The 11,877-nt window shown below is 35.4% G+C and carries 12 protein-coding genes and 1 tRNA gene; 9 read left to right on the forward strand and 4 right to left on the reverse strand.

Features of this window, described 5'->3' with window-relative positions; genetic code table 11:
• The 5 genes from AB1444_09845 to mtaB form a co-directional block, all read left to right on the forward strand.
• A partial coding sequence (locus AB1444_09845) for a transposase (GenBank protein ID MEW6526957.1) occupies positions 1-143 on the forward strand: 143 nt, incomplete at its 5' end.
• A 314-nt stretch (positions 144-457) separates the two neighbouring features.
• Positions 458-1,597: a M23 family metallopeptidase gene (locus AB1444_09850; GenBank protein ID MEW6526958.1), complete on the forward strand. Its 1,140-nt coding sequence runs from the start codon at positions 458-460 to the stop codon at positions 1,595-1,597.
• The gene (locus tag AB1444_09855; GenBank protein MEW6526959.1) at positions 1,597-2,673 is read left to right on the forward strand and encodes a tetratricopeptide repeat protein; all 1,077 of its coding nucleotides are present in this window, start codon (positions 1,597-1,599) and stop codon (positions 2,671-2,673) included. Before AB1444_09850 ends, AB1444_09855 begins: the two co-directional genes overlap by 1 nt.
• 132 nt (positions 2,674-2,805) lie before the next feature.
• Positions 2,806-3,591 (forward strand): CDP-alcohol phosphatidyltransferase family protein, encoded by a 786-nt coding sequence (locus tag AB1444_09860; protein ID MEW6526960.1) that lies wholly within the window; start codon positions 2,806-2,808, stop codon positions 3,589-3,591.
• Entirely contained in the window at positions 3,584-4,852 is a 1,269-nt protein-coding gene (gene mtaB, locus AB1444_09865) for a tRNA (N(6)-L-threonylcarbamoyladenosine(37)-C(2))-methylthiotransferase MtaB (GenBank protein MEW6526961.1), read from the forward strand. The genes AB1444_09860 and mtaB overlap by 8 nt, the downstream gene beginning before the upstream one ends.
• 22 nt (positions 4,853-4,874) lie before the next feature.
• On the opposite strand, the gene AB1444_09870 is transcribed toward mtaB, so the two are convergent.
• The 4 genes from AB1444_09870 to AB1444_09885 all read right to left on the reverse strand — a co-directional run bounded on the left by AB1444_09870 (position 4,875) and on the right by AB1444_09885 (position 7,859).
• Positions 4,875-5,819 carry a cysteine synthase family protein gene (locus tag AB1444_09870; GenBank protein ID MEW6526962.1) on the reverse strand — a complete coding sequence of 315 codons (945 nt, stop codon included), beginning with the start codon at positions 5,817-5,819 and terminating at the stop codon, positions 4,875-4,877.
• A 144-nt stretch (positions 5,820-5,963) separates the two neighbouring features.
• Positions 5,964-6,035, reverse strand: a tRNA-Gly gene (locus AB1444_09875).
• Positions 6,036-6,250: 215 nt separating this feature from the next.
• On the reverse strand, positions 6,251-6,562 hold the full coding sequence (locus AB1444_09880; GenBank protein MEW6526963.1) for an iron hydrogenase small subunit: 312 nt from the start codon (positions 6,560-6,562) through the stop codon (positions 6,251-6,253).
• Between the two features lie 31 nt (positions 6,563-6,593).
• A complete protein-coding gene (locus AB1444_09885) occupies positions 6,594-7,859 on the reverse strand; it encodes a [FeFe] hydrogenase, group A (protein ID MEW6526964.1) in 1,266 nt (421 codons plus the stop codon).
• 208 nt (positions 7,860-8,067) lie between these two features.
• Here AB1444_09885 and AB1444_09890 point away from each other — a divergent pair, with 208 nt between their 5' ends.
• From AB1444_09890 to AB1444_09905, 4 genes are read left to right on the forward strand one after another with little or no spacing between them, the layout of a single operon-like run.
• Positions 8,068-8,517: an NAD(P)H-dependent oxidoreductase subunit E gene (locus AB1444_09890; protein ID MEW6526965.1), complete on the forward strand. Its 450-nt coding sequence runs from the start codon at positions 8,068-8,070 to the stop codon at positions 8,515-8,517.
• 29 nt (positions 8,518-8,546) lie between these two features.
• The gene (locus AB1444_09895) at positions 8,547-8,897 is read left to right on the forward strand and encodes a response regulator (GenBank protein ID MEW6526966.1); all 351 of its coding nucleotides are present in this window, start codon (positions 8,547-8,549) and stop codon (positions 8,895-8,897) included.
• Between the two features lie 12 nt (positions 8,898-8,909).
• Positions 8,910-10,079 (forward strand): NADH-ubiquinone oxidoreductase-F iron-sulfur binding region domain-containing protein, encoded by a 1,170-nt coding sequence (locus tag AB1444_09900; protein ID MEW6526967.1) that lies wholly within the window; start codon positions 8,910-8,912, stop codon positions 10,077-10,079.
• A gap of 15 nt (positions 10,080-10,094) precedes the next feature.
• Positions 10,095-11,867 (forward strand): NADH-dependent [FeFe] hydrogenase, group A6, encoded by a 1,773-nt coding sequence (locus AB1444_09905; protein ID MEW6526968.1) that lies wholly within the window; start codon positions 10,095-10,097, stop codon positions 11,865-11,867.
• The last annotated feature ends 10 nt before the right edge of the window (positions 11,868-11,877 follow it).

Consider the following 11,877-nt stretch of genomic DNA (forward strand, 5'->3'; position numbering starts at 1 on the left):
AAGTGGAGTCGGTTTTTGGGCATATCAAGTGGAACAGAAATTTTAAACGCTTTCTATTACGTGGGCTTGATAAAGTGAAAATTGAATGGGGATTATTGAGTTTAGCCCATAATATGATGAAAATTCCGGCATTTTCGGCATGAAAATGAGTAGTAAATGGGATTTTTTAATTTTTTTCAGTATCAAGTACTTAAAATAAAAAAAAAGGCCGTCCCATAGTTTGTTTTGAGACGGCCCCTATTTTATATTTTATTCAAATTGCCACATTTAGGAATAATTAATGAAATGAACCTGGAATAAATATAAATCATTGTTAATAGTGGCTATAATTGTGATTATTTAATTTATTTATATTAATACAATTATTATCTAATTGATTAATTCTATAGCTGGCGTATGTCGATTAATATAATACATTGGTACTGGGAGTTTAATATTTTGTAGGGTTAATGTTACAATGTATGACTTTAAACGATATTCCTTCCCGGAAGAAAGGAAAAAGAATTCTTTTATTTATGGTTTTTTTTCACTGTTATTTATACTTGTGATAGTGATATTTACATTAATTGCTGATAAACCACAGAATAATAATAAAAAAATTGTTTCATCAAATCTGTCATCAGTTGAAAACAAACTTATTATTGATGGCATAAAGATGGAAGATGATACTCCCCCAGCTGAAACTGAAGGTGAGGTTATATTTGATGATAATTTTGATGATGATATAGACCTTTCAAATACTGTTGTGGTAGATACCTCCAAAAGTAAAAAAAAAGAAAAAAATTATACTATTGAAGAATTGAAAAAAAAAGATAAGCGCTGGCACCATACTAAATATCAAATACAAAAAAATGACAATATATGGAAGATAGCTCAAAAATTTGATACAAATTATAAATTGATACTTTTAGCAAATAATATAGACAATCTAGATATTCTAAAACCTGGGAAGATAATTATAGTTCCTAACAGGAAAGGAGTATTCCACAGAGTAAAAAAAGGTCAATCATTAATGGCAATAGCTTGCCTTTATAAAATTCCTTTACACAATATCATCATTAATAATTCATTAAAAGATTCAAATTGCATTTTTCATGGACAAACCATTTTTATACCAGATACACGTGTAAATGTAAGTAATATTAATGATGGTACGTATATAGTAAAAAAAGAGAAATCAAAAGAAAATAATCAGATTAAATCAAACATATCGTTACTATGGCCGGTAAATGGCAAAATTACATCCAGTTTTGGGAATAGAAGAAATCCATTGGGCAAAGGCCGTCAATTTCACTGTGGATTAGATATCAGTTGTGATGTTGATACACCGGTAAGGGCTGCTATGGATGGGACTGTAATCTATTCAGGATGGAAGGATGGTTATGGAAATGTAGTTGTCATAAAACACAATAAAGGGTATATTTCTGTATATGGGCATAACAGCAATAATTTGGTTAAAGAAGGCGATAGTGTGCAGAAAGGGCAGGTTATTGCAAAAAGTGGCATGACGGGTTCAGTAACCGGAGCACATGTACATTTTGAATTCAGGAAATATATAACGCCACTTAATCCTTTACGATATTTAAAGGAAAAATAATGGGATTCATGTATAATCATATTCTTCGAATTCTTAATCGTTCTATATGTATTGTATTTTTATTGGTAAGTACTATATTTGCTACCGGCCAGATGAAATATGATAATCCTAACCAGATTATCCCTGTATTTTATACCCAAAATGATTATGTTGCATGGAAAGCGATAGTTAAGGGGAGAATTATAAGCATTGGGGAAAGGGAAGATACGGCAAAACAGGAATTAACCCGCACAGTACAACCTAAAACAAAAGTAACTGTCAGGCTTTATAATACTGACGGCATTCATAAAGGAACAACGTTATATGTCATAAATACTAATAATTTAATTGTTTCCCGTTTTACAGTTGAGACTATTTTCCGTTCACAATCATTTGGAGATATGCTGGTTGGGTATGGATATTTCAGGTTGTCAACAATAGGTGATAGGGTTGTTCAACGATTTGAAGGTGCATATCCTGAATTTGCAAAAATTCATAAAGCACGCGGTGATTATTATAAAAACACTGGCGAATTTGGCAATGCCATAAAAGAATATAATCAGGCTATTATTCTTGATGCTAACTATCCTGAAGCTCATATTGAACTGGGTAAAATATATTTCAATGATAATGTTTTACAATTTGCTTTTAATGAATTTGAACAAGCATACAAAAATAAAGATAGGATAGTTGATAAGCAAGATACATATGAGTTATTATATTACATGGCAAAAACACGATTTATAGAAGCATATGAAACAAATATACCTGGTTCACTAAAAGAAAAATATATTAAAGATGGTATTAACTATGCAAAAGAAGCATTAACCATTATGCCTGATTCAGTTGAAGATTTGTACATGCTTGGTATCATGTATTATAAAAACACAGATCCTGATGATGTTCAAGCCAAGAAGACCTTTGAAAAAGTTATTGAGTTAGATCCAACCCATACAGGTGCATATATAGCATTGTCTGAATTATATTTAAAACATAAGAATAATAAGAAGGCAAACTATTATTCTAAAAAAGCACTTGAAGTGGATCCAGCAAATGAACGTGCGCGATTTATATATAGAATAACACAAGAAAAGTGACGTGGATGAATATATTTGAATTATGATTATAATAAAACCATAATAAATACAGTAAATATACTTGACTATTATCAATAATGCTGCATAAGCTGTTTACCCCACATTAATATATTCTGTTATAGGATAGTTTCTATGAATGAATTCTTGCAAAATGAAATTGTGCGTTCCCTATTGCCATTAATTATTATAAATGCACTGGCTGTACTAAGCTTTATTGTTTTCTTATTTATCTATCCTAAAAGGCCCAGGGATCCTGAAATAATAGCAAGGATGCATGAAACATTTATTGGGCTTATTTTCAGGGAATTTTGGTATTGGGTTAATCAGCCATTTATTAATTTTTTTATTTATTTCAAAATAAAACCTAATACTATTACTGCTATTTCTCTTCTTCTGGCTTTTGTAAGTGCTTATTTTTATTATATTGGGAATTTTGGTCTGGCAGGGTGGATACTCATAGTGAGTGCAACACTGGATATAATAGATGGCCGTGTTGCAAGGACTACAAATACCGTAACAAAATCAGGTGCTTACTGGGATTCATGTGTTGACAGATATAGTGAAGGAGTTGTGTTTTTAGGTATAGCAATGTATTATCAGCATAATTTTATTGCATTACTTGCCACAATAGTAGCTTTAATAGGATCAGAGCTGGTAAGCTACACTAAAGCACGGGGTGAAGCAATAGGTGTTACTACAAAACGGGGAGTAATGCAAAGAGCTGAACGATTAGCAATAGTATGTGTCATTTCAGTTTTACACCCATTCTTCCAGGTAATATTTACAAATTCATCGGTTAATCCTGAAATAGTTATGATTGGTGCTATGATTGTTATGGCAGTTACAACAAATCTTACAGCAGCAACCAGGATGCGAATTATTTTCAGGGAGATTAAACAAACCGAGAGCAATGTATGAAAAAACGTTTTCAATAAAAACATTAGGGTGTAAATGCAATCAGTATGAATCTGCTCAGATAGCTTCACAGTTTTTATCATCAGGATATAAAGCAGTCCCATTTGGCTCACCTGCAGATATTGTTATTATCAACACCTGCACTGTTACCGATAAAAGCAATAAAAAATGTCGTAACTATATCCGCCAGGGTGCAAAATTTTCAAAAACTGGCAAGGTTATTGTTACCGGTTGCATGGTGGAAACACATAAAGATGAACTTGATGCTATGCCTGAAGTACAGGCGTCATTTACAAACGTGCAAAAGGATCAAATACCAGTATTATCAGGAGCCATTGATTCAAGTACTGCAAATTCAATAAATGAAATAAATAATAATTACGCATTGCCGTTTATGCGTACACGCGGCTATATCAAAATTCAGGATGGATGTGATGGAGGATGCTCATATTGCATTGTACCAAAAGTGCGCGGCAATCCAACATCACGGCCGGTGGATGATATTTTAAAGCATGCACAATTCTTGATTGAACATAATTGTCCTGAAATTGTATTAACTGGCATCACTATTGGTAAATATCAGTATCATGATGATACATTAGCATCCATAATAAAAAAAATAATTGCTCTGGATGGCAATTTTAGGGTACGGGTAACTTCGGTTGAACCTACACACGTTAGTAATGAACTCATAGATATTTTGAAACATGATAAAGTTTGTAAACACATTCATCTGCCATTACAATCAGGATCAGATTCTGTTCTTAAGCATATGAACAGACCTTATACAGTCGATTTCTATGCAAAGCTCATTGACACAATAAGGACATCAATACCTGAGATTGCTATTGGCACCGACATTATCATTGGGTATCCATCTGAAAAAGAAGAAGACTTTACGGCAACGATAGATTTGGTGCGTATGCTGCAATTTGCCTATGTTCACCAGTTCAGCTATTCACCCAGGGAAGGAACAATGTCCAGTAACTATCGCCCATTACCATATGATAGTATTCATACACGAGCACAACGTTTGCGAGATGTTGCACAAGAGTGTTCATACCAATATCGTTTGCAGTTTTTACACACTACACGTCCTGCAGTTGTAGAAAAAGATGGCAATTGTTTAACAGCACTTACCGATAACTATCTAAAAGTTTCCCTTGAAGATAATCATTTTAACAGAAGTAGGTTAGGTACAATAGTACCCGTGAAGATCACGTTAGTATCTAGAGAAAAAATTGAAGGCTCAATAGAAATTTAAACATGAATTGTTGCTTTAAAACTCACGGTGGGCACTTGGCGCAAATTGATTGGAACAATGCAGTGGAGAGGTATCGGTCACCTCTGTCGGGTAGAATTGTAACCACTGTCCCCTGTTTTAAAGTGTTTGCAACCTGAATGCTACCGGCAACTGCAGCACCGCTTGACATCCCACAAAAGAGCCCTTCCTGTAAGGCTAATTTGCGTGCATATTCAAATGCAGTTTCATCATCAATGGTAATGATGTCATCAAGCATACCGGGATTATATATGTCAGGAACTATCGCTTCCTGCATATTCTTTAAACCCTGAATGGAATGGCCAACTACAGGTTCAACACCAATAATTCTGATTTTGGGATTATATTCTTTTAACCTTTTAGCTACACCCATAATGGTTCCAGTGGTTCCCAGTCCTGCTACAAAAGCACTTATCTGTCCACCTGTTTGCTTCAGAATTTCAGCGCCGGTAGTTTCATAATGCGCAAGTACATTTGCAGGATTGGAAAACTGATTGGGCATGAAATAGATGTCCGGATTTTCTTCATACATTTTATGTGCCTGGATTATCGCACCATCAGTACCCATACACCCTTCGGTTAATACTAACTGTGCGCCAAACGCAATGAGTGTTTGTTGGCGTTCAACACTAACACATTTTGGCATGCAAAGAACAACTTTGTATCCTAATGCAGAACCAACCATTGCAAGCCCAATGCCAGTATTACCACTTGTTGGTTCAAGAATAGTTTTGTCAGGTGTTAAAGCGCCCGATTCAATGGCTTTTTTAATCATATACCAGGCGGTGCGATCTTTTATGGAACCGCCAGGATTTGCACCTTCAAATTTTGCTAATATTCTGCTTCCTTTAGGTGAAAGTTTAGCTAACTCAATGAGAGGAGTATTCCCTATAGCAGTAATAAGGGAGTATGAAGTAATATTGATAGAATGAGAATTAGTCTTTTGCATATCAATAACTGTGATAAAAATCTAATGGCACTTAATATTATATGAATGAATATGTCAATTGTTATTATATCGCCATAAAAAAGGAAATACATATTTTTTATTGTGGGCGATAGTTACCGATGAAGGGATGTATGAAAAAAAATGAGCGGGTGATGGGACTCGAACCCACGGCGTTCAGCTTGGGAAGCTGACATTCTACCACTGAATTACACCCGCGTTTTAAACACTGAATTACACCCGCGTTTTAAACACTGAATTACACCCGCGTTTTAAATGCCGATCATTTTACTACCTTTTCTAGAGCAATCATAACATTTTTCAAGAAATTTTTTAAAATTTTCAATAATATTTTTGTTAGTAGTAAAACAATAAAAAAATAAACAGCCCCACAGCATAAAGTGATAGGGCTGTTTATTTTTAATATGGTTTCTTCATTGTAAAATCCCTTTTTCTTTTAACGCCTTATATTTTGCTGATCTATCAATATACTGAGTATGGAGTAGCTTATGAGCTAAATGAGAATTGGGATGCTCTAAGTATTCCTTATATATTGCTTTTATTTGGGGATTATCTTGTGATTTTCTCAGTGGCATTGATTTATCATAGGTATATACGCCTTTTGTCCTTTTATTTTTTATGGTAGTGTAGGTGGAAGCAAAGATGTTTGAAATATATTTAAAACTTGATATCAAAACTATACTCGTCGTTGATAAAAATAAAAATGATCTTCTGGTACGCTTCATATTTATCACCTCTCAATTAAAATAAAAATTTTTATAGAATAAACACATTGTCAGGATCCAATGGTTGACCACCGCCGTTGACACATCCGCCAGGGCAGGTCATCACTTCGATGAAATGATATTTTGATGTACCATTTTTAACCATTTCAATAACAGGTTTTGCATTTTTTAACCCAGATATGACACATACATTGATTGTTAACCCGCCCACAGGTATTGATGCTTCTCGTATTCCTTGTTCACCTCGTACAGATTCAAATTCAATGTTTGTAAGTTGCTTCCCCGTTACCGCTTCATAGGCAAACCTCAATGCAGCTTCCATAACGCCACCCGTAACGCCAAATATGGTAGCAGCACCGGTAGAAATACCCAACACTGGATCAGGATTTTCATGGGATATGTTTTTTAAATCAATGTTATTCTTTTTAAACATATAAGCAAGCTCACGAGTATTAATTGTAGCGTCTATATCTCTATAACCGCTTGCATTGAGTTCAGGACGCAACCCTTCAAATTTTTTTGCAATACAGGGCATGATAGAAACTGTATAAATATCTTTTGAATCCTTTTTGATCTTTTTCGCTCCATATGTTTTTGCTAATGCACTTAACATACCAATTGGTGATTTGCAGGTAGATAAATGCGGAATTAATTCTGGATAAAATGTTTCTACATATTTAATCCATCCAGGACAGCATGAAGTAAACTGTGGTAATGGTTTATCCACTTTTTTGGTAATGCGCTGAATAAGCTCAGTACCTTCTTCAATTATAGTAAGATCTGCTGCAAATTCATTATCCCATACAATATCAAAACCTAATTGCTTTAAAGCTGCCGTCATTTGTGGCATTGCATTGTATCCCGGTTCAAAACCAAAAGGCTCGCCAATTGCATATCGTACCGCTGGAGCAACCATTGCCACAACGGTTTTTCTTTTGTCATTAATTGCATCTTCTATATCAGTAATAAATGATACCTGTTCTTGTATAGCACCATATGGGCAATTGACAAGACATTGACCGCAATTAACGCACCCATCATAGTGATGAACAGTATGTTTGCTTGTGCTCTTCTTATCTTTGCCATCAATAATACCCGTGGGGCATACTTCTGTACACGTATGGCAGGCATGACACCTGCTTTGATCAACCTGTACGTAAAACGTTTTATCATATTCTTCAACCGATGGCACATAGTTCTTTATGGTAATTCCTTCGGTTTTAGAATATCTGTTACAGGATGCTAACAGCGGTAAAAGAAATGTACTTTTTAGAAGATCTTTTCTGGTGACATTCATTTGATTTCCTCCTTAACAAGTTGTAAAAAAATATACTATTAAAATATCTATAAATTGTTTATGAACATCAGTATAAAATGGTATTACAATTGTCAAATAAATAATACTATAAATATAAAATTATTATAAATATAGCATTAATTATATTGACAAAATGTATATGAAATATAAAAGGTGTATAAATATTTAAAGGAGGTGAGATTGTAGTATGGTTGATTCTATATTACAGGAATTAAATCCTCAAAATAAGGATTTATTGCTTGTTGCATTACAGAAGTTATCTGTACACGGCAGGCTTGATGAACATTTGTTAAGCAAGGTAGCACAACATTTCAATGTTTCACCTGCAAAGGTATATGGTGTGGCATCGTTTTATTCATTTATACCATTAGTATCAACTGGTAGATATGTTATTCGTATATGTAAAAGTATATCATGTGATATGGCAAATAAAGATGAGATAGTAACTGCAATAAAAGAATATTTAGGTATTGATAGTGGGCAAACTACCAGCGATAAGATGTTTACATTGCTTGAAACAAATTGTCTTGGATGGTGTGATGAAGCACCTGCAATGATTATCAATGATGTTCCTTATACCCATCTTACAAATGAAAAAGTAATAGCAATTCTCACGAAACTTAAAGAGGAACAATAAACTATAAAACTTCAATCAGGAGAATATATATGAAAAAAGTTTTAATTGTAGATGACGATCAGGATGTTGTTGTTTCGTTAAAAGCAATACTTGCATCAAAAGGATATACCGTATACGAAGCATATAGCGGAAAAGAGGGCATTGAAGTATTTAAAAATGTTAAGCCAGATGTTGTACTTTTAGACTTAATGATGGAACAGGTGGATACAGGGATTACTGTGTGTAAACAGATGCGTGCTGAAAATGCCAATGTAAAAATCTATATGTTGAGTGCAGTTGGTGATGAGGCTGCATCCACTATTGATGTGGCAAAAGCTGGCTTTAATGGAGCTATCTCCAAGCCTATTTCACCTGATGAATTATTGCGCCTGGTGGAGTAAAGGAGGATAACAATGGAGAATACTCTTGAAAAATTGCAGGAAAAATTTTCGTTAATTTTTTCGGTTTGCGATCATAGCAAAATAGTCAACGCAATTGTAAAAAAAAGTCCTGAAGAAATTATAGATGAAATTACAAAATCGGGATTGCGAGGAAGAGGTGGGGCAGGATTCCCAACCGGTATAAAATGGAAAGCAGCAAAAGAGGCTGAATCACATCAAAAATATGTGATATGTAATGCTGATGAGGGAGAACCCGGAACTTTTAAAGATAGAAAAATATTACGGGATCACAGCGAACTTGTGCTTTTGGGTATGTGTGCAGCTGCAAAGGCTATTGGTGCTACAACAGGATATATATATCTACGTGGCGAGTATGCATTTCTAAAACCACAAATAGAAGAAAAAATCAAAGAATATAATGAATTATTTAAAAAGCATTCTATTGATTTTACAGTCCGTCTGAGGATGGGCAGTGGCGCATATGTATGTGGTGAGGAAAGTGCACTTATTGAATCAATAGAAGGTAATCGTGGGGAACCTCGTAATAAACCACCATTTCCGGTTACCAGAGGTTTATTTAATTTTCCAACAGTTGTGAACAATGTAGAAACATTAGCCTATGCAGCAATCATTGTAGATGAAGGCGCTTCAAAATTTGCATCAATAGGAACTAAAGATTCAAAAGGATCAAAGATGTTCTCCATTTCGGGTGATGCAAAAATAAAAGGTGTCTTTGAACTCCCATTGGGTATGAAGGTACAAGAACTTGTGGATTTATTTTCTGATGGCGATACAAAGGCTGTTCAGATAGGAGGAGCATCGGGATTTTGTGTTCCGCGCAAACTATTCAAAGAAAGGATTATTGGCTTTGAAGGCATACCAACCGGGGGTTCTATAATTTTGTTTAATAGCTCACGATCAATGTATAGGGTTTTGATGAATTATCTTGATTTCTTTAAAGAGGAGTCATGCGGACAGTGTACACCGTGCAGGGTAGGTTGTCAGCAACTGTATTTAGGGATAAAGGCAATTCACAGTGGCCAGAAACCATTACAGTATTTACATGAATTACAACGGCTGGCCAGTACTATGGCAATAACGGCAAAATGTGGTTTGGGGCAATCGGTTGCCAATCCTTTTATTTCGATTAGTGAACATTTCAAAGAAGAAATTTGTTACTGATAGGGAGGTACTGTAATGAAAACAGTTATGCTGACAATAAACGATAAAAAATTTGAAGTACCAGACAATTATACTGTGCTACAGGCTGCAAAAGAAATGGGTATACAAATACCTACTCTTTGCTATCATGACGATCTTTGTGTGGCAGGTAATTGCAGAGTATGCCTGGTGGAACAAAAAGGTATGCGAGCACTACAGACTTCATGCACGCTTCAGGTAGCGCCGGGTATGACTATTTATACCAATACCAGACGTGTACGGGAGGTCCGCAAAACAATTATTGAGCTACTTTTGTCAGAACATGCTGATAACTGTACTTCGTGCTATAAAAATGGAAATTGTGAGCTACAGCAGCTTGCAAAAGAATATATGGTAGATGGCAATAAATTTATTAAAACAATACGGTATTGGAATATTGATGATTCTTCGCCATCAATAATTAAAGACGATAGTAAATGTATAAAATGTACTCGCTGTGTGCGTACCTGTGAGCAGTTACAGAGTGTATCAGCGTTATATAGTGCTCATAAAGGTGATCACACAAAAATAGCAACTTTTTTTGATAAGCCGCTGGATGAAGTAATATGCACTAATTGTGGCCAGTGTATAAACAGATGTCCTACGGGGGCTTTGATTGAAAAAAATTATATTCAAGAAGTATGGGATGCTCTGGATAATGAGGAAAAATTTGTAGTGGTACAAACAGCTCCTGCTGTGCGAGTAAGTATTGCAGAGGCTCTGGGCATAGGGGTTGGTAAAATCAGCACAGGAAAACTGGTAGCAGCACTGCGAAGACTTGGATTTGATGCAGTGCTCGATACTGATTTTACCGCTGATCTAACTATAATTGAAGAAGGAAATGAATTTTTGCACCGTGTTACCAAGGCTATTCGTGATAAGCAGAATGTTGCGTTGCCAATGACAACATCGTGCTCACCTGGCTGGATAAAATTTATAGAGCACAAATATCCTGATTTGTTAGCAAATGTATCAACGTGTAAGTCCCCACAGCAGATGTTTGGTGCTCTTGCCAAAACATTTTATGCACAAAAACGAAATATCGACCCTGCAAGGATGGTTACAGTTTCAATAATGCCCTGTACTGCAAAAAAATATGAGGCAAACAGACCCGAGATGTATTCAAGTGGCTATAAGGATGTTGATTATGTATTAACTACCCGTGAATTGGCTCTAATGATACAGCAAGCAGGTATTGACTTTGAGAAACTTCCTGAAGAAGATTATGATTCTATAATGGGTAAGTCCACTGGTGCGGCAGTAATTTTTGGAGCTACCGGTGGTGTTATGGAAGCGGCGTTGCGTACGGTTTATGAGATAGTTACTGGTAAAGAGGTTCCGTTTCAAAAATTAAATATCACACCGGTAAGAGGGATGGAAGGTGTTCGTGCTGCGTCAATTACTATTAATGGAACAAAACCTGAATATAGCTTTCTTGATGGGGTAACTGTAAAAGTGGCAGTTGCTCATGGTCTTGCTAATGCTGCACGCCTTATGGATGAGGTACGAGCAGGGAAAAGTTCATACCACTTTATTGAAATAATGGCCTGTCCCGGTGGCTGCATAGGCGGAGGAGGACAGCCAATACCAACTAACCTTGATATACGTAAAAAGCGCGCTGAGGCAATTTATGAAGCTGATATGCAATTGCCAATACGGAAATCACATGAAAATCCTGAAATTAAGCAAATTTATCAAGAGTTCCTTAAAGAGCCTTTGGGTCATTTATCACATACGCTATTACATACTCACTATAGCAAGCGGCTGTAACAACCGCATC

The sequence above is a fragment of the Spirochaetota bacterium genome (assembly GCA_040756435.1).
GTDB lineage: Bacteria > Spirochaetota > UBA4802 > UBA4802 > UB4802 > UBA4802.